The organism is Kitasatospora sp. NPDC059812, from assembly GCF_042732075.1.
Lineage (GTDB): Bacteria > Actinomycetota > Actinomycetes > Streptomycetales > Streptomycetaceae > Kitasatospora.
The window spans coordinates 22,809-40,861 of record NZ_JBHWIO010000022.1; the positions used below are offsets into that span (position 1 = coordinate 22,809).

Annotated in this window: 16 protein-coding genes; 14 read left to right on the forward strand and 2 right to left on the reverse strand. The window is 73.5% G+C overall.

Annotation, left to right across the window (positions count from 1 at the left end):
• Positions 1–122: 122 nt before the first annotated feature.
• Positions 123–308, reverse strand: a complete 186-nt coding sequence (rpmB, locus tag ACFV6D_RS14265; RefSeq protein ID WP_014138233.1) for a 50S ribosomal protein L28 — start codon at positions 306–308, stop codon at positions 123–125.
• A gap of 299 nt (positions 309–607) precedes the next feature.
• On the opposite strand from rpmB, the gene ACFV6D_RS14270 reads away from it, so the two are divergent.
• From ACFV6D_RS14270 to mutM, 10 genes are all read left to right on the forward strand, one after another.
• Entirely contained in the window at positions 608–2,239 is a 1,632-nt protein-coding gene (locus ACFV6D_RS14270) for a DAK2 domain-containing protein (RefSeq protein ID WP_380559853.1), read from the forward strand.
• Between the two features lie 51 nt (positions 2,240–2,290).
• Positions 2,291–4,507: an ATP-dependent DNA helicase RecG gene (gene recG, locus ACFV6D_RS14275; RefSeq protein WP_380559855.1), complete on the forward strand. Its 2,217-nt coding sequence runs from the start codon at positions 2,291–2,293 to the stop codon at positions 4,505–4,507.
• A 105-nt stretch (positions 4,508–4,612) separates the two neighbouring features.
• Positions 4,613–5,146 (forward strand): hypothetical protein, encoded by a 534-nt coding sequence (locus tag ACFV6D_RS14280; protein WP_063347699.1) that lies wholly within the window; start codon positions 4,613–4,615, stop codon positions 5,144–5,146.
• Between the two features lie 132 nt (positions 5,147–5,278).
• Complete coding sequence (rsmD, locus tag ACFV6D_RS14285) at positions 5,279–5,863, forward strand: 16S rRNA (guanine(966)-N(2))-methyltransferase RsmD (RefSeq protein WP_063347698.1); 585 nt, start codon at positions 5,279–5,281, stop codon at positions 5,861–5,863.
• 49 nt (positions 5,864–5,912) lie between these two features.
• Positions 5,913–6,404, forward strand: a complete 492-nt coding sequence (gene coaD / locus ACFV6D_RS14290) for a pantetheine-phosphate adenylyltransferase (protein ID WP_063347697.1) — start codon at positions 5,913–5,915, stop codon at positions 6,402–6,404.
• Between the two features lie 207 nt (positions 6,405–6,611).
• Positions 6,612–7,832, forward strand: a complete 1,221-nt coding sequence (locus ACFV6D_RS14295) for an ATP synthase F0 subunit B (RefSeq protein ID WP_380559857.1) — start codon at positions 6,612–6,614, stop codon at positions 7,830–7,832.
• Positions 7,833–8,004: 172 nt separating this feature from the next.
• Positions 8,005–8,649 carry a DUF177 domain-containing protein gene (locus ACFV6D_RS14300; RefSeq protein ID WP_063347695.1) on the forward strand — a complete coding sequence of 215 codons (645 nt, stop codon included), beginning with the start codon at positions 8,005–8,007 and terminating at the stop codon, positions 8,647–8,649.
• A 2-nt stretch (positions 8,650–8,651) separates the two neighbouring features.
• The gene (gene rpmF, locus ACFV6D_RS14305; RefSeq protein WP_030056747.1) at positions 8,652–8,825 is read left to right on the forward strand and encodes a 50S ribosomal protein L32; all 174 of its coding nucleotides are present in this window, start codon (positions 8,652–8,654) and stop codon (positions 8,823–8,825) included.
• 20 nt (positions 8,826–8,845) lie between these two features.
• The gene (rnc, locus tag ACFV6D_RS14310; protein ID WP_079135603.1) at positions 8,846–9,637 is read left to right on the forward strand and encodes a ribonuclease III; all 792 of its coding nucleotides are present in this window, start codon (positions 8,846–8,848) and stop codon (positions 9,635–9,637) included.
• A gap of 51 nt (positions 9,638–9,688) precedes the next feature.
• The gene (gene mutM, locus ACFV6D_RS14315) at positions 9,689–10,567 is read left to right on the forward strand and encodes a bifunctional DNA-formamidopyrimidine glycosylase/DNA-(apurinic or apyrimidinic site) lyase (protein WP_063347693.1); all 879 of its coding nucleotides are present in this window, start codon (positions 9,689–9,691) and stop codon (positions 10,565–10,567) included.
• Between the two features lie 31 nt (positions 10,568–10,598).
• On the opposite strand, the gene ACFV6D_RS14320 is transcribed toward mutM, so the two are convergent.
• Complete coding sequence (locus ACFV6D_RS14320) at positions 10,599–11,519, reverse strand: hypothetical protein (protein WP_063347692.1); 921 nt, start codon at positions 11,517–11,519, stop codon at positions 10,599–10,601.
• A 293-nt stretch (positions 11,520–11,812) separates the two neighbouring features.
• Between ACFV6D_RS14320 and ACFV6D_RS14325 the strand changes: the two genes are divergently transcribed.
• The 4 genes from ACFV6D_RS14325 to smc all read left to right on the forward strand — a co-directional run bounded on the left by ACFV6D_RS14325 (position 11,813) and on the right by smc (position 18,034).
• On the forward strand, positions 11,813–13,171 hold the full coding sequence (locus ACFV6D_RS14325) for a hypothetical protein (RefSeq protein WP_380559859.1): 1,359 nt from the start codon (positions 11,813–11,815) through the stop codon (positions 13,169–13,171).
• Between the two features lie 119 nt (positions 13,172–13,290).
• Positions 13,291–13,590 carry an acylphosphatase gene (locus ACFV6D_RS14330; protein ID WP_063347690.1) on the forward strand — a complete coding sequence of 100 codons (300 nt, stop codon included), beginning with the start codon at positions 13,291–13,293 and terminating at the stop codon, positions 13,588–13,590.
• Between the two features lie 402 nt (positions 13,591–13,992).
• Positions 13,993–14,196, forward strand: a complete 204-nt coding sequence (locus ACFV6D_RS14335) for a hypothetical protein (protein WP_063347689.1) — start codon at positions 13,993–13,995, stop codon at positions 14,194–14,196.
• A 190-nt stretch (positions 14,197–14,386) separates the two neighbouring features.
• Positions 14,387–18,034: a chromosome segregation protein SMC gene (gene smc / locus ACFV6D_RS14340; protein WP_380559861.1), complete on the forward strand. Its 3,648-nt coding sequence runs from the start codon at positions 14,387–14,389 to the stop codon at positions 18,032–18,034.
• The last annotated feature ends 19 nt before the right edge of the window (positions 18,035–18,053 follow it).

Consider the following 18,053-nt stretch of genomic DNA (forward strand, 5'->3'; position numbering starts at 1 on the left):
GGGGGGCGCCCCCCGCGGGGCGGGCGGGGGGGGGCCGCCCGCCCCCCCACAAAAACCCCGCCCCCCGCTACACCGGTCCCCCCCCGGCGATTCACTGGAGGACCGGCATGCCGGTCTGCGCGTCAGCGCGAGACCTTACCGGCCTTGATGCACGAGGTGCAGACGTTGAGCCGCTTCGGCGTCCGCCCAATCACAGCGCGCACCGTCTGAATGTTGGGGTTCCAACGACGGGGGGTACGGCGGTGCGAGTGGGAGATGCTGTTGCCGAAGCCCGGCCCCTTGCCGCAGACGTCGCAGTTGGCAGCCACAGGAGTCACTCCAAGACTTCAGATCATTTACGTTCGACAACCCCGCTGGACCAGCGGAGCACTCGCGTGAACCTGACCGGACCGAGGGGTGAGCCTGGATTGTTCCAGGCAACCGGAAGAGCATACAACGCCTGTTCCGGTTCAACGAAACTACCATGTCCGGCAGGGTGATCGCTCCGGTCGCCGGTCCGGGCGACCCTCCCCGGCCCCCGATAACCTGCCGGTATCACCCCTCGCCGCGGCCTTGGCCGTGCTGCTGCCCCGCAGGCCGTCGCGGCGTCCCACCCGGAGGAGACCTGGTGCTGCACACGCTCGACGCCCCGGCGGTGCGCACCTGGTGCCAGCTCGCCCTGCGTGCGCTCGGCCAGGCCCGCGAGGAGATCGACGCGCTCAACGTCTATCCCGTCCCGGACGGCGACACCGGCACCAATCTCTACCTGACCGTCGAGTCCGCCGCCGCCGAGGTGGAGAGCCGCTTCGCAGACCCCGCCGCCGACCCGGCCCCCGGTCTGGCCGACACCGCGCGGGCGATGGCCCGCGGCGCGCTGGTCGGCGCCCGCGGCAACTCCGGGGTGATCCTCGCCCAGTGGCTGCGCGGCACCGCCGAGACGCTCGCCGAGGGCGGCGGCGCCGACCAGCTGCGGGCCGCCCTGCAACGGGCCGCCGACTCCGCCTACCAGGCCGTCGCGGAGCCCGTCGAGGGAACCCTGCTGACCGTCGCCCGGGTTGCCGCCCGGGAGGCCGTCCGGGCCGGGGGCGGACTCGCGCAGGTCGCCGACACCGCCTACCGGGCCGCCCGGGACGCGCTGCGGCATACCCCCGAACAGCTCGCCGTGCTGGCCGAGAACGGGGTCGTGGACGCCGGCGGGCGCGGCCTGGTCGCTGTGCTCGGCGCGCTCGCCGACGCCGTCGCCGGGCAGCAGCCGATGGGCCCGGTCGCACTGCGCGGGGACGTCCGGGCGGTCGAGAGCTGCGCGGTGCACCTGAGGCCGCCGGGCCCCGGCCACCCCGCGTTCGAGGTGATCTACCTGCTCGACGCGCCCGACGAGGCCCTGCCCGCGCTGCGCGAGCGGCTCGGAGCGCTCGGCGACTCCCTGGTGGTCGGCGGCGGCGACGGCCTGTGGAACGTGCACGTCCACGTGGACGACGCGGGCGCCGCCGTCGAGGCCGGGGTCGAGGCCGGGCGGCCGCACCAGATCCGGATCACGCACTTCGCCGAGGCCGCCGCCCGGGCCGGCAGCGCCGCCGAGCGCGGCGAACGCCGGGAACGGGCCCGCGCGGTGCTCTGCGTGGTGTCCGGCGGGGGGCTGGCCGAGCTGTGCGAGCAGGCCGGCGCCGTCGCCCTGCACGCCGACCCGGACCGCCCGCCGGCCAGTGCCGAACTCGCCGCCGCCGTACGCCGCTCGGCCGCCCGCGAGGTCGTCCTGCTGCTCAACGACCCCGAACTGCGCGCCGCGGCCGGGGCCGCCGCCGACCAGCTGCGCGAGGAGGGCGTGCGGATCGCCGTGCTGCCGACCCGCTCGCCGGTGCAGGGCCTGGCGGCGCTCGCGGTGCACGAGGGCGGCCGCCGCTTCGACGAGGACGTGGTCGCCATGACCTCCGCGGCCGGCGCCACCCGGTACGCCGAACTCGCCGTGGCCGAGGGGGAGTCCTGGACGATGGCCGGGGTCTGCCAGGCCGGGGACGTGCTCGGCCTGATCGACGGCGACGTCGCGGTGATCGGCACCGGGCTGGCCGAGGTCGGGGCGAGCGTGCTGGACCGGATGCTCGGCGCGGGCGGCGAACTCGTCACCCTGGTCCTCGGCGAGGGCGCCGACGAGGCGCTCGCCGACCGCCTGGTGGCGCACGCCCGGCACCGGCGGCCCGAGGTCGACGCGGTGGTCTTCCACGGCGGCCAGGAGTCCGCGCCGCTGCTCATCGGGGTGGAGTAGGGCACGCCGCGGGGCCCGGAATGTCGGCCCCGTGGTGTAGACAGGGGCCTGATGGGCGCTCTCGATGAACCACTGACCAAACTCGTCGGCGACCGCACCGCGAAGGTGCTCGCCGACAGCCTCAAGCTGCGCACGGTCGGGGACCTGCTGCACCACTATCCGCGCCGCTACGTCGAACGCGGCCAGCTCACCAGCCTGGACGAGCTGGAGATCGACGAGCACGTCACCGTGCTGGCCCGGATCGAGAAGGTCACCCTGATCCCGTTCCGCGGCCGCAAGGGCGACCGGCTGGAGGTCGTCGTCACCGACGGCCGCAGCCGGCTCTCGCTGGTCTTCTTCAACCAGGGCTGGCGGCAGAAGGAGCTCAAGTCCGGCGCCCAGGGCCTGTTCGCGGGCAAGGTCGGCGTCTTCAACCGCAGCCGCCAGCTGGTCTCGCCGGACTACCAGCTGCTCGACGAGGAGGCCGGGTCGGACGCCGCCCGGCAGTTCGCCGGCCGGCTCATCCCGGTCTACGGCGCCAGCGCGCAGATGCCCAGCTGGAAGCTGTCGATCTGCATCGAGACGGCCCTCACCAAGCACCTGGGCGACGTCGGCGAGCCACTGCCCGCCGAACTGCGCGAGCGGCACGGGCTGATCCCGCTGCCCGAGGCGCTGGAGCTGATCCACCGCCCACGAGGCCAGGCCGACCGCGAGCTCGCCCAGAGCCGGCTGCGCTGGGACGAGGCCTTCGTCCTCCAGGTCGCCCTGGCCCAGCGCCGGGCCGCCGAGTCCGCGCTGCCCGCCGTCCCGCGCCGGGCCCGCGCGGGCGGTCTGCTGGACGCCTTCGACGCCCGGCTGCCGTTCACCCTCACCGAGGGCCAGCAGAAGGTGTCCGCCGAGATCGCCGCCGACCTCGCGAGCGAGCACCCGATGCACCGGCTGCTCCAGGGCGAGGTCGGCTCCGGCAAGACCCTGGTCGCGCTGCGCGCCATGCTCGCCGTGGTCGACGCGGACGGCCAGGCGGTGCTGCTCGCGCCCACCGAGGTGCTGGCCCAGCAGCACCACCGCTCGATCGTCGAGATGATGGGAGACCTGGCGGAGGGCGGCATGCTCGGCGGCTCCGACCTCGGCACCCGGGTGGTGCTGCTGACCGGCTCCATGGGCGTCCCGGCCCGCCGCCAGGCGCTGCTCGACATGGCCTGCGGCGACGCGGGCATCGCCATCGGCACCCACGCGCTGATCGAGGACAAGGTCCAGTTCCAGGACCTCGGCCTGGTCGTGGTCGACGAGCAGCACCGCTTCGGCGTCGAACAGCGGGACGCCCTGCGCGCCAAGGGCGAACAGCCGCCGCACCTGCTGGTGATGACCGCCACCCCGATCCCGCGCACCGTCGCGATGACCGTCTTCGGGGACTTGGAGACCTCCGTCCTCGACCAGCTGCCGGCCGGCCGCTCGCCGATCTCCACCCACGTCGTCCCCGCGCTGGAGAAGCCCAACTTCCTCACCCGGGCCTGGGAGCGCGTGCGCGAGGAGGTCGCCAAGGGCCACCAGGCGTACGTGGTCTGCCCCCGGATCGGGGACGAGGAGCCCGCCGCCGAGTCGAAGAAGAAGCGGAAGGCGGCCGAGGAGGACCTGGAGGACGTCGCCGACGCCGGTGCCGGGAGCGACGAACGGCGGCCCCCGCTCTCGGTGGTGGAGACCGCCGGGAAGCTGGTCGAGGGGCCGTTGCAGGGCCTGCGGGTGGAGATCCTGCACGGCCGGCTGGCCCCGGAGGCCAAGGACGAGGTGATGCGCCGGTTCACGGCCGGCGAGGTGGACGTGCTGGTCGCCACCACCGTCATCGAGGTCGGCGTCAACGTCCCCAACTCGACCGCGATGGTCATCATGGACGCCGACCGCTTCGGCGTCTCCCAGCTCCACCAGCTGCGCGGCCGGGTCGGCCGCGGCAGCGCCGCGGGCCTGTGCCTGCTGGTCAGCGACATGCCCGCGGGCAGCGCCGCCCGGGCCCGGCTGGACGCGGTGGCCGGCACCCTGGACGGCTTCGAGCTGTCCCGGATCGACCTCGAACAGCGCCGCGAGGGCGACGTGCTGGGCCAGGCGCAGTCCGGGGTGAAGTCCTCGCTCAAGGTGCTCTCGGTGCTGGCGGACGAGGAGGTCATCCTCACCGCCCGGACGGAGGCCACCCGGCTGGTCGCCGAGGACCGCGAGCTGGCCGCCCACCCGGAGCTGCGCACCGCGCTGGAGAGCCTGCTCGACGAGGACCGCGCGGCCTACATGGAGAAGGGCTGAGCGGCCGCCGCCGGCCCCGGAATTGTCAGACCCCCGCGAGAGAATGAAGGTGTTCAGGGCGCACCCCCAAGGTGCGTACCTGGCACGACATTTGGGGGTCCTGCCATGGCATTCCGTCATCTCAACGAGCTCCCGCTGGGCGACAAGGTCTTTCGGATCGAACTCGCCAGCGACGACGACCGCGAGGTCACCCTCACCCTGACCGGCTGGCGCGAGGGGGCGGCCGCCCAGCCGCTCGCCTCGGGCAAGCTCCGCCTGCCGGTCGAGGACGTCGCCTCGCTGCGGATCGCGCTCAACCGCGCGCTGCGGGCGCTGGCGATCGTCGCCGACGTCTCCGAGCCCATCCCCGACCGTGATGTGCTGCGCGAGCTGTACCCCGGCCACGGCGCCCCCTGGGTCCCGCAGCACGAGGAGGAGCTGGTCCGGCGCTTCCACGACGGCGAGACCATCGCCCGGATCGCCGCCCGCTTCGGCCGCACCCCCGACTCCGTCCGCACCAAGCTGCGCGAGCTCGGGCACGACCCGCGCCGCCCCGAGTTCTGCCCGCCCGACGGCTGCCTGTCCTGGTCCCGCTACGCCTCGCCGGCGCTGCTCGGCGCGGCCGCCCCGGTCCCGCCGGCGGGCTCCGAGGCGAGCTGAAAGGCGCCCCGGGGCCGGCCGGGACGGTCTCCGGGGCGAGCTGAGCCGTGACCCCGAGGCCCCACCGATCCGTCGGTGGGGCCTCGACCCGTATAGCGTGGTCGGGCAGCGACGAAAGGACCTTCCCCCACCATGACCCGCGTGATCGCCGGGCTGGCCGGCGGCCGCCGGCTGGCCGTACCGCCAGGCCGGGGCACCCGCCCGACCTCCGACAAGGCCCGTGAGGCGATGTTCTCCACCCTGGAGGCGCTGCGCGGCACCCTGCACGGGGCCCGGATGCTCGACCTGTTCGGCGGATCGGGCGCGGTCGGCCTGGAGGCGCTGTCGCGCGGCGCCGAGCACGTCCTGCTGGTCGAGGCGGACGGCCAGGCGGCCCGGGTGATCCGGGAGAACGTCCGCACGATCGGCCTGCCCGGCGTGGAGGTGAAGGCCACCAGGGCCGAGCAGGTGCTCGCGGGCCCGCCCCCGCAGACCCCGTACGACCTGGTCTTCCTCGATCCGCCGTACGCCGTGACGGACGACGAGCTGCGCGAGATGCTGATCACACTCCTGGCCGGGGGCTGGCTCGCGGAGGACGCACTCGTCACCGTGGAGCGCAGCACCCGTGGCGGCGAGTTCGGCTGGCCCGAGGGCTTCGAGGTGCTGCGCTCGCGCCGCTACGGCGAGGGCACGCTCTGGTACGGTCGCGCCGCCGCCGAGACCAGCCAGCACGAGTAGCGGGCCGAGGCCCGCAGCAGCCGTCACCCCCCGAGGGAGCACCCACGCCATGCGCCGCGCCGTCTGTCCCGGTTCGTTCGACCCGATCACCAACGGTCATCTCGACATCATCGGGCGGGCCTCGAAGCTGTACGACGTCGTGCACATCACGGTCCTGATCAACCGCAACAAGCAGGGCATGTTCAGCGTCGAGGAGCGGATCGGCCTGATCGAGGAGGTCACCGCGGACTTCGGGAACGTGGTGGTCGAGTCGTACCACGGCCTGCTGGTGGACTTCTGCCGGGAGCGCGGGATCCCCGCGATCATCAAGGGCCTGCGCGCGGTCAGCGACTTCGACTACGAGTTGCAGATGGCCCAGATGAACCACGGCCTGTCCGGGGTGGAGACGCTGTTCGTGCCGACCTCCCCGACGTACAGCTTCCTCTCCTCGACGCTGGTCAAGGAGGTCGCCTCGTACGGCGGGGACGTCTCCCACCTGCTGCCGGAGACGGTGCACCGGCGGCTGGTCGAGCGGATCGCGGAGCGCAAGGCCCAGCAGTAGGCGGGAGCGGCGGTGGCTGCGGGGCGGCCGTCCGTTTCTGCCGGTTCGTCATGACTTGTCCGTTGCCCGGTCGACCGGTTCGGCTCGGGCGTTGTGACCTCGCCGCGCGGTGGCCGTACAGTCTGTATTCCTGCCCCTGCGGTGAGGTTCACCGCGTCGGGCCTGCCTCCGCCGGACCGTCGGCGGCACACGGAAAGACGAAGCCCCGTGGACGTGCAGAACAAGGTCGACGAGATCGTCGCGGCGGTCGAGAACGCCCGCTCGATGCCGATGTCGGCCTCCTGCGTGGTGAACCGGGCCGAGCTGGTCGGCCTGCTCAACGCCCTCAAGGCGGAGCTGCCCGCCGAACTCGCCCAGGCCCAGTCGATGATGGCCGACCACGAGCAGGTGGTGGCCGGGGCCCAGGCCGAGGCCGACCGGATCATCCAGGGTGCACACGCCGAGCGCGGCTCGCTGATCTCGGACACCGAGGTGGTCCGCCGGGCCCAGGCCGAGGCCGACCGGATCCTCGCCGAGGCCCGTGGCGAGGTCGAGGCCAAGCGCGCCGAGGCCGACGACTACGTGGACAGCAAGCTCGCCAACTTCGAGGTCGTGCTGACCAAGACGCTCGGCGCCGTCGGCCGCGGCCGGACCAAGCTGCGCGGTGACTCCAGCGTCTTCGAGACCGACTTCGACGGCGAGACGGACGGCGAGGAGTTCCAGCCGCAGCGGATCACCCCCAGCCCCGAGGTCGACGAGTACGTCGATGTGAAGCTCGCCACGCTGGAGAACGTCCTCAGCGCCACCCTGGAGGCCGTCGGCAAGGGCCGCGACAAGCTGCTCGGCAAGCGGCCGATCGACGAGCTGGGCGCCTACCTGGCCGCCGCCGACGAGGCGCAGCAGGCCAAGGAGCGGGCCGAGGCGGTGGCCGCCGGCTTCGCCACCGACGGCGACGCCAACGGCGACGACATCGCCTGGTACCGCGAGGACGTCCCGCAGCAGCAGACCTGGCCGGAGCAGACCCCGGCCGCGGCGGGCTGGCAGGCCCCCGGCGTCGACCAGTACGCGGCCGCCCAGCAGCAGGGCGGGCAGCAGCAGGGGCAGTACGCCGAGGTGTACGCCGGCGGCTACGACCCGGCCGGCCAGGGCGACCCATACGGTGCCCAGTGGGGGCACCAGCAGCAGGGCGCCGCGGACGGCTACCCGCAGCAGCAGCCGGACTACGCGGCCCAGCAGCAGCACGGGGACTACGGCTATCCGCACCAGCAGCAGCCGGGTTACGGCGCGCAGCAGTACGACGCCTACACCTACCCGCAGCAGCCCGCCGCCCCGCCGGCCGTGCCGCAACAGCAACAGCAACAGCAGCAGCAGCCGGGCCTGGACGAGACCAGCTTCTTCGACACCAGCATGATCGACATGACCCGGCTCCGGGAGCTGGGCGGCCGCTGAGCCGGCTCCGCTCGGGCCCGGCGCGAGCTCCTGACGGGAGCGAAGTTGGGCCTGGCGGGAGACTCCGGTAGGCTGACCACTCCGGCCTTTTCGTGTCGGACTGTCGGCTTGCCCGCGCACCGCTGGTGCGGAGGCACCGCGATCGAAGATTCCCCATGGAAGTCAGGACACCTTGAACCGCCTCGACCACCGCGACCCCCTCGTGTTCGACACGCACGAGCTGGGACGTCGCCCGGGCTCGCTGCGCAAGGTGTCCCGCACCCTGGAGGCCCCCGCGGGCCTGGGGATCATCGACGTGATCGGCGTCCCCGAGAAGAGCGAGCTCCGGCTGGAGCTCCGCCTGGAGTCCGTGGTCGAGGGCGTGCTGGTCACCGGCACCGCCGAGGCCCAGGTCGAGGGCGAGTGCGCCCGGTGCCTGGAGCCCGTCGAGGACGACCTCGACGTCGACTTCCAGGAGCTGTACTACTACCCGGAGTCCGACGAGCGTCACCGCGCCCGGACCGCCGGGGCCGAGGACCTCGACGAGGACTCGGAAGAAGATACTTACCGTCTGGAGGGCGACTTCTTCGACCTCCAGCCGGTGCTGCGTGACGCGGTGGTGCTCGCACTGCCGCTGCAGCCGGTGTGCCAGGAAGACTGCCTGGGCCTGTGCTCCGAATGCGGAGCGCGCCTGAGCGACGACCCGACGCACCACCACGACGCCGCCGACCCCCGGTGGGCGGCTCTGCAGGGACTCTCCGCCGCCCCCGGCGACGAGGGTGACGGGATCAAGAACAGCGACACCCGTGAGGGTCTCGCCGAGAACCAGGAGAAGTAGCCGTGGCTGTTCCGAAGCGGAAGATGTCGCGCAGCAACACGCGCCACCGTCGGTCCAACTGGAAGGCCGTTGTTCCGGCCCTCGTGGCGTGCGACCGCTGCCACGAGCCGAAGCTGGGTCACATCGCGTGCCCGAGCTGCGGCACGTACAACCGTCGCCAGGTCCTCTCGGTCTGATCGGCGGGGTGCACGGATCGATGTCGGACGGTAACTCCACCCGCAAGGCGTCCTCCGCCCCGAAGGGTTCCTCTTTGGGCGGTGGCAGGGCCGGTGGGCCGGCTTCGACCGAATACGACGTCCTGGAAGGGCGCCTCGGGTACACACTCGAGCGCGCCCTTCTGGTGCGTGCCCTGACCCACCGCTCGTACGCGTACGAGAACGGGGGCCTGCCCACCAACGAGCGCCTGGAGTTCCTCGGCGACTCGGTGCTGGGCCTCGTGGTGACCGACACCCTCTACCGCGTCCACCCGGACGTGCCGGAGGGCACGCTCGCCAAGCTGCGCGCCGCGGTGGTGAACTCCCGCGCGCTCGCGGACGTCGGCCGGGGCCTGGAACTCGGCACGTTCATCCGGCTCGGCAAGGGCGAGGAGGGCACCGGCGGCCGCGACAAGTCGTCGATCCTCGCCGACACGGTCGAGGCCGTGATCGGAGCCGTCTACCTGGACCAGGGTCTGGACGCGGCCACCGAGTTCGTCCACCGGCTGTTCGACCCGCTGATCGAGGAGTCCTCCCAGCTGGGCGCAGGCCTGGACTGGAAGACCAGCCTCCAGGAGCTCACCGCCTCGGTGGGCATCGGGGTGCCCGAGTACGTGGTCATGGAGTCCGGTCCGGACCACGAGAAGACCTTCACCGCGGCGGCCCGGGTGGCCGGCGAGGACTTCGGCAGCGGCGTCGGCCGTTCGAAGAAGGAGGCCGAGCAGAAGGCCGCCGAGAGCGCCTGGCGGGCGATCAAGGAGAAGTACGCCGACCGGCTGCCCGCCGGGGCGTGAGGGAGCAGTAGCCTTCCTCCTGCTGATCCCTTCCGCAGGAGGCCTGTTCCCGTGCCCGAACTTCCCGAGGTCGAGGTCGTCCGCCGCGGTCTGGCGAACTGGGTCGCCGGGCGGACCGTCGCCGACGTCCAGGTGCTGCACCCGCGCGCGGTGCGCCGCCAGCCCGCCGGCGCCGCCGACTTCACCGCCCGGCTGACCGGTACCACCCTCGGCACCGCGCAGCGGCGCGGCAAGTACCTGTGGGTGCCGCTGGCGGGGTCCGGCGCGGGCTTCTCGCTGATCGGCCACCTCGGCATGAGCGGCCAACTCCTCGTCCAGGACCCGTCCGTACCCGACGAGACGCACCTGCGGGTGCGGCTGCGGTTCGCCGACGGCGGGCGCGAACTGCGCTTCGTCGACCAGCGGACCTTCGGCGGCCTCGCGGTCGAGGAGGCCGAGGACGGCGACCCGGAGGGCACGCCGCTCTCCATCGCGCACATCGCCCGCGACCCGCTCGACCCGCGCTTCGACGACGTCGCCTTCGCGGCCGCGCTGCGGGCCAAGCGCACCACCGTGAAGCGGGCGCTGCTCGACCAGACGCTGATCAGCGGGGTCGGCAACATCTACGCCGACGAGGCGCTCTGGCGCTCCCGGCTGCACTACGACCGCCCGACCGCGACGCTCACCCGCCCGCAGGCCGCCGAACTGCTGGCGAACGCCCGCGAGGTGATGACGGCGGCGCTCGCCGTCGGCGGCACCAGCTTCGACAGCCTGTACGTCAACGTGAACGGCGAGAGCGGCTACTTCTCCCGCGACCTCGACGCGTACGGCCGCGAGCACGAGCCCTGCCGCCGCTGCGGCACCCCGATCCGGCGGGCCGCCTGGATGAACCGCTCCAGCTACTTCTGCCCCCGCTGCCAGCGGGTGCCGCGGGTCCGCAGCGGGGGCTGACAGCAGGGGCAGGGAGCGGGGGCCGGGGAGCTCAGTGCTTGGCGAGTTCCGGCTGGTCGGCCGCCGCCTCGCCGGGGGAGCCGTGGGTGTCCTGGCCGAAGTAGGCGACCCCGACCGCGGACACCACCGCGAGCAGGAAGCCGACCACGCCGAGCCAGCCCAGGCCGGACTTGGAGGAGTCGCCGAGCCAGAGCACGCCGATCGCGCCGGGCAGCACCGTCTCTCCGACCACCAGCGCTGCCGTCGCGCCGTTCACCGAGCCGATCTGCAGCGCCACGGTGTGCACGTACATGCCGCCGATGCCGCCGACCAGGATCGCGTACAGCGCCGGGTCGGAGAGCAGCTTGGCGAGGTCGAACGGGTCGATGCCGTTCAGGATGCGCACGCCGACGCCCAGCGCGCCGAAGCCCAGGCCGGAGAGCAGACCGGCGACGATCGCGCCCTTGGAGCCCATCCGCCGCACCAGCAGGCCGCCGCCGACCAGCAGCACGGTGGTGACCAGCAGCAGGCCCCAGTGGAAGGCCATCGACGCGTGGTGGCCGCCCTCCGGGCCCGCCGAGACGGCCAGCAGCACCAGCGCCGAGCAGAGCACGCCGATCGAGGCCCACTCCAGCTGCTTGAGCCGGATGCCGAGCAGCTTGATGCTCAGCACCGCGGTGATCACCAGGTTGGCGCTGATGATGGTCTGCGAGAGGAACAGCGGCAGCAGCCGCGCGGCCAGCGCGCCCAGCCCGAAGCCGATCAGGTCGAGCACCGTGCCGACGATGAACTCCCAGGTGACGGCAGCCTTCGCGGTGGAGGACAGGCTCGGCCCGCCGTGCTCGGTGGTGGCGCCGGAGGCGCCCTTGGCGGCCTCCTCGCGCGCGGAGCGGCGGGATCCGACGGCCTGGAGGACTGAGCCGGTGCCGTAGCAGGCGGATGCCGCCACGGCGGTGACGAGGCCGATGATCACCGGGTGCTCCGATCGGGAGATGGGTCAAGAACAGGTAATGGGACCAGTGGTCCGGGACCACTATGCCCGTCCGCGCGGTACGGTCGGCGCACCGCCCGGAACACCCTGGGCCCGCCGGGACGTACGTCCGGGCGCCGGCCGCGGTTCCCGCGCACCGCCCGCATCAGGGGCGAGTGGGGGAAACATCATCCCCGAGGAGGGGCGCGGCCCCGGCGGTCGGCGGGGAATCTTGTCACTACCAGTATGCGAAGGGTATGCCGTGCCTTGACGCCCGTCGGGGTAGCGTCGAGGGCATGAGAACCCTTGCACGACGTTCCCGGGGCGCCGGGCCGCTTGCCCTGGTGGCGGCGCTGCTGGGGCTGCTGCTCCTGCTCGCACCGACGGCCTCGGCCGCGGGCGGGCTGGACGACGCGGCCTCCACCCTGAAGCAGGGCCGGGTCTACGTCGACCCGGCGATGACCAGCCGATTCAGCCAGAGCCAGGCCGACGCCCTGACCGAGAAGATCAAGAAGGCCGACAAGCCGATCTTCGTCGCGGTCGTCCCGGCCAGCGCCCCCTACGGCGAGCGGACCGTCTTCAACGACCTGCGCACCAAGGTCGGCATCGACGGTGCCTACGCGATCTGGCGCGGTGACCAGTTCGCGGCCAGGGCCGACCTCGGCGCGATGGCGAAGGGCAGCGCCGAGCGGATCGCCGGCGCCGCCTTCCGCTCCCACAACGGCGACATCGACGCCACCCTGAACGAGTTCGTCGACAGCGCCGCCCCGCAGGCCAAGGGCACCGGGGTGAACCACAGCACCTCGATCGCCTGGGTGGTCATCCCGGTCGTGCTGATCGCGCTGGCCGGCGCCGGCGTCTTCCTCCTCTTCCGCCGCGCCAAGGCGCGCAAGGAGGAGCAGGCCCGGGCCGAGCTGGAGCAGCTGCGCCGGGTGGTCGACGAGGACATCACCGCCTTCGGCGAGGAACTGGACCGGCTCGACTTCAACCCGGCCGCGACCGACGCCGACGACACCCAGCGCACCGACTACACCCACGCCCTGGACTCGTACGAGAAGGCCAAGCGGCTGATGGACGAGGCCAAGCGGCCGGACGACGTCAAGCCGGTCACCGAGGCGCTGGAGGACGGCCGGTTCGCGCTGGCCACCCTGGCCGCCCGGCGGGAGAAGCGCCCGGTGCCCGAGCGCCGTCCCCCGTGCTTCTTCGACCCGCGCCACGGCCCCTCGGTCAAGGACGTCGACTGGGCCCCGGCCGACGGCGCCGCCCGCACCGTCCCGGTCTGTCGGTCCGACGCGGACCGGCTGGCCGCCGGCCTCGACCCGGCCATCCGCACCGTCGAGACCGAGCACGGCCCGCAGCCGTACTGGAACGCCGGCCCGGCCTACGCCCCCTGGGCGGGCGGCTACTTCGGCGGATTCGGCGGCGGCCTGCTGCCGGGCCTGCTGGTCGGCACCATGCTCGGCTCGATGATCAGCAGCCCGGCCTACGCCGCGGCGCCGATGATGGACCAGGGCTACCAGGACCAGCACGAGGGCGGCGACTTCACCGGCGCCGACTTCAACTCCTCCGACTTCAGCGGTGGCTTCGGCGACGGCGGCGGCTTCGGTGGCGGGGACTTCGGTGGCGGCGGCGACTTCGGCGGCGGCGACTGGTGACCCGCTGAGCCCCACCGCGACACCCCTGCGGCCCCGCCGGACTTCCTCCGGCGGGGCCGCTCCGCGTGGTCGACGGCCCCGTGGAGCTGTGACCGCCGGACACGCCTTAGGCTCGGGGCATGCACGGTCGCGACGCCCACAGTGAGGAACCGGTCCGGGTGACCGCCTGGGTCCGGGGGAAGGTCCAGCAGGTCGGGTTCCGCTGGTGGACCAGGGCACGGGCGCTGGAGACCGGCCTGACCGGCTACGCGAGCAACCTCGGGGACGGCCGAGTGCAGGTGGTCGCCGAGGGACTGGCCGCCGACTGCGAACTGCTGCTGGACCTGCTGCGCGGCCCGGGAACCCCGGGCGAGGTCAGCGGCGTCACCGAGATCTGGACGGCCGTGGGCCCCGGCTACGAGGGCTTCGAGATCCGCTGAGCCCGGCCACACCCGCGCGGGCCGGAACTGATCCGCAACTGCCGGTGTCATGCGGTTGCCATTCGGGCAGACTCGTGGTTGACTCCGCATCGAACGATGATCCACGAGCAGCTGGTGGACCCGGCCCGAGGCCCCCAGGCGTGACGACACCGCCAGGCAGGTGACAGGGTCGCGGTAGCGTGCGGTGATCGTGTTGACCCTTTCCGTCTTTGGTGAGACGCTGGAAACCCGCGCACACGACCGCGTTTTCCCGGCAGGCGTCTGCCATCGTGAGCCCAGCTCACGATGGTTGTGCCGTAAGTGCCCAGCCAGCACTACCGGTGACGCGCCGCGCGTGCGTCCCCCTTCCCCCTAGACCTGTACCGTTCCGGTTCGGTCACTCAGCGTGGAGGACCATTCATCATGGCAAAGGCGCTTCTCGGGTACGTCGGCGGCCCCGACCCGCGAATGCTCTCCGAGATGCGACGGCTTCAGCAGCGCGTCCAGGACCTTGAATCCGAGCTCCTTCGGATGCAGGCCGAGAACGACGCGCTCGCCGCTGTCGCTGACGGGCACTCGCTGCTCAACAGCATCGATCTGGATCAGCGGGAGCCGGCTCTCACCTGAGTCCCGCCCGGTCCTCGCAGATCGACGCCGCTGTGCACTGAGCCGCTCCGAAAGGGACGCAGCTTGCAAGGGACGCCCGGTTGTGGCGTCCCTTCGTCGTGTCCGGGCCCGGGACGCACGGCCCGCCGGGGATACAGTCGCCGTTGACGACAGGCCCCGGGCCCTGGCGAGCGACGAGGAGACCGGCCGCGTGCACCTGAAGAGTCTGACGCTGCGCGGGTTCAAGTCCTTCGCCTCCAGCACCACCCTGCGCTTCGAGCCCGGCATCACCTGCGTGGTCGGCCCGAACGGCTCCGGCAAGTCGAACGTCGTCGACGCGCTGTCCTGGGTGATGGGGGAGCAGGGCGCCAAATCGCTGCGCGGCGGCAAGATGGAGGACGTCATCTTCGCCGGGACCAGCGGGCGCGCCCCGCTCGGCCGGGCCGAGGTCAGCCTCACCATCGACAACACCGACGGCGCCCTGCCGATCGACTACTCCGAGGTGACCATCACCCGGACCATGTTCCGCAACGGCGGCAGCGAGTACGCGCTCAACGGCGAGACCTGCCGCCTGCTGGACATCCAGGAGCTCCTCTCCGACTCCGGCATCGGCCGCGAGATGCACGTCATCGTCGGCCAGGGCCAGCTGGACTCCGTCCTGCACGCCGACCCGATGGGCCGCCGCGCCTTCATCGAGGAGGCGGCCGGCGTCCTCAAACACCGCAAGCGCAAGGAGAAGGCGCTGCGGAAGCTGGACGCGATGCAGGTCAACCTCAACCGCGTCCAGGACCTGGTGGCAGAACTGCGCCGCCAGCTCGGACCGCTCGGCCGGCAGGCCAGGATCGCCCGCCGCGCCGCCGGCATCCAGGCCGACCTGCGCGACGCCCGGCTGCGGCTGCTCGCCGACGACCTGCTGGCCCTCCGGCAGGCCGTCGAGGCCGAGATCGCCGACGAGCTGGCACTGCGGCTGCGCCGCACCACCGTCGAGCAGGAACTGGCCGGTGTCGTCCAGCGCGAGGCCGTGCTGGAGGCGCAGGTCCAGCAACTCGGCCCGAGCCTGGAGGCCGCCCGGCAGACCTGGTACCGGCTCTCCGCCCTCGCCGAGCGCACCCGCGGCACCATCGGGTTGGCCGAGGCCCGCGCCCGGCACGCCGCCGCGGGCGGGCAGGCCGAGGAGCGGCGCGGCCGCGATCCCGAGGAACTGGAACGGGAGGCCGCGCGGGTCCGCGAGGACGAGGCCGCGCTGGCCGAGGCGCTGGAGGAGGCGCAGTACGCGCTGGCCGAGGCGGTCGAACGCAGGAGCGAACTGGAGCGCGGGCTGGCCACCGAGGAGCGTCGCCTGCGGGACACCGCCCGGGCCATCGCGGACCGCCGGGAGGGCCTGGCCCGGTTGCAGGGGCAGGCCGCCGCCGCCCGCTCCAAGGCGGCCTCCGCCGAAGCGGAGATCGGCCGGCTGACCGAGGCCGGCGGCGAGGCGCTGCTGCGGGCCGAGGCCGCCCAGGCCGAGTACGAGGAGCTCCAGCGGCAGGTCGGCGGCCCCACCGGGGACGACGAGCAGACCGAGGCCGCCCACCAGGAAGCCCGGGAGCGGCTCGCCGCCGTCGAACGCGACCTCGCCGCCGCCCGGGAGACGGCCGGCGCCGCCGAGCGCGAACGGGCCGGACTCACCGCGCGGCACGAGGCGCTCTCCCTCGGACTGCGCCGCAAGGACGGCACCGGCGCCCTGCTCGACGCGGGGGAGCGGCTGAGCGGACTGCGCGGCCCCGCGGCCGCGCTGCTGCGGATCGCCCCCGGGTACGAGGTGCCGGTGGCGGCGGCGCTCGGCGCGGCCGCCGACGCGGTCGCCGTCGACTCGCCCGGCACCGCCGCCGAGGCGCTGCGGCTGCTGCGCGCCGAGGACGCCGGCCGGGCCGCGCTGCTGATCGAGGGTGCCGGCCGGGCCGCGCTGCCGATCGCGGGTGCCGGCGAACCGCTCGCCGGCGTCGGGGAGTTGCCGGACGGAGCCCGCTGGGCCGCCGAACTCGTCGACGGGCCGGCCGGGTTGGTCGGCGCCGCGCGGGGCCTGCTGGCCCGGGTGGCGGTCGTTGACACCCTCGACGAGGCGCTGCGGCTGGTCGCCGACCAGCCCGGGCTGACCGCCGTCACCGCCGCCGGGGACCGGCTCGGCGCCGACTTCGCGCAGGGCGGATCCGACGGTGTGCCGAGCCTGCTGGAGATCCGGGCGGCGGTCGAGGAGGCCGCCCGGGAGATCGCCGAACTCACCATCCGTTGCGCCGAGTCGGCCGTACACCTGGCCGAACTCGCCGAACAGCGACGGGAGTCGGCCGCCTTCGTGGAGCAACTCGCCGAGCAGCGGCGGCAGCAGGAGAAGGAGCGCGCCCAGGTCGCGGGCGCGCTCGGCCGCCTCGGCGGGCAGGCCAGGGCCGCCGCCGGCGAGGCCGAGCGGCTGTCCGCCGCCGCCGCGCGGGCCGACCAGGGCCTGGCGGAACTCCTCGCCACCGCAGAGGAGTTGGCCGAACGCCTGGCCGCGGCCGAGGACTCGCAGGACGCCGGGGAGGACGAGCCGGACACCGCCGAGCAGCAGCGGCTGGCCGAGGCCGCCACCGGCTCCCGGCAGGCCGAGCTGGAGGCCAGGCTCGCGGTGCGCACCCACGAGGAGCGGGTCCGCGCGCTCGCCGGCCGGGCGGACCAGCTGGACCGGGCCGCCCGCGCCGAGCGCGAGGCGCGCGCCCGGGCCGCCGAGCGCCGCCGACGCGCCGAGCACGACGCCGGGGTGGCGAACGCCGTCGCGGCGGGCGCCCGGCAGCTGCTGGCCTGCCTGGAGGTGTCGCTGTCCCGCGCGGACGCCGGGCGGGCGGCGGTCGAGCAGGCGCGCGTCGAACGCGAGACCGAACTGCGGGCGCACCGCGAGCACGGCCGCGGCCTCAAGGAGGAACTGGACAAACTGGTCGACGCCGGCCACCGGGACGAGGTGTTGCGGGCCGAGAAGCGGCTGCGGATCGAGCAGTTGGAGGCCCGGGCGCTGGAGGAGTTCGGCATCGACGGCGGCGAACTGCTCGCCGCCTACGGGCCGGACCAGCCCGTCCCGCCGTCGACCCCGGAAGAGGGAGGGGAACCGGGGGAGCCGCGCCCGTACGACCGGGCCGAGCAGGAGAAGCGGCTCAGGGCGGCCGAGAAGGCGTACCAGCAACTGGGCAAGGTCAACCCGCTGGCGCTGGAGGAGTTCGCGGCGCTGGAGGAGCGCCACCAGTTCCTCGGGGAGCAACTGGACGACCTCAAGCGCAGCCGGCGCGACCTGCTGGACATCGTCCGGGAGGTGGACGAGCGGGTCGAGCAGCTGTTCGCCTCGGCCTACCACGACACCGCCGCCCAGTTCGAGGGCGTCTTCGCCCGGCTGTTCCCCGGCGGCGAGGGGCGGCTGGTGCTGACCGACCCCGACCACATGCTCACCACCGGCGTCGAGGTGGAGGCCCGCCCACCGGGCAAGAAGGTCAAGCGGCTGTCGCTGCTGTCCGGCGGCGAGCGCTCGCTGACCGCGGTGGCACTGCTGGTGGCGATCTTCAAGGCCAGGCCCAGCCCGTTCTACGTGATGGACGAGGTGGAGGCGGCGCTCGACGAGACCAACCTGCGCCGGCTGGTCGGGATCATGGAGGAGCTGCGGGAGAGCTCCCAGCTGATCGTGATCACCCACCAGAAGCTGACCATGGAGTCCGCGGACGCCCTCTACGGCGTGACCATGAAGGGCGACGGCATCTCACAGGTGATCAGCCAGCGGCTGCGCGTGGGGGCATCTCCCGGCCGCCGGTCCGGGGGAGGACGCCGGGAGCGGCCGGAGGCCGTCCGTACCGCATCGGCGTAGGGCGGCTGCGGTCCATCCG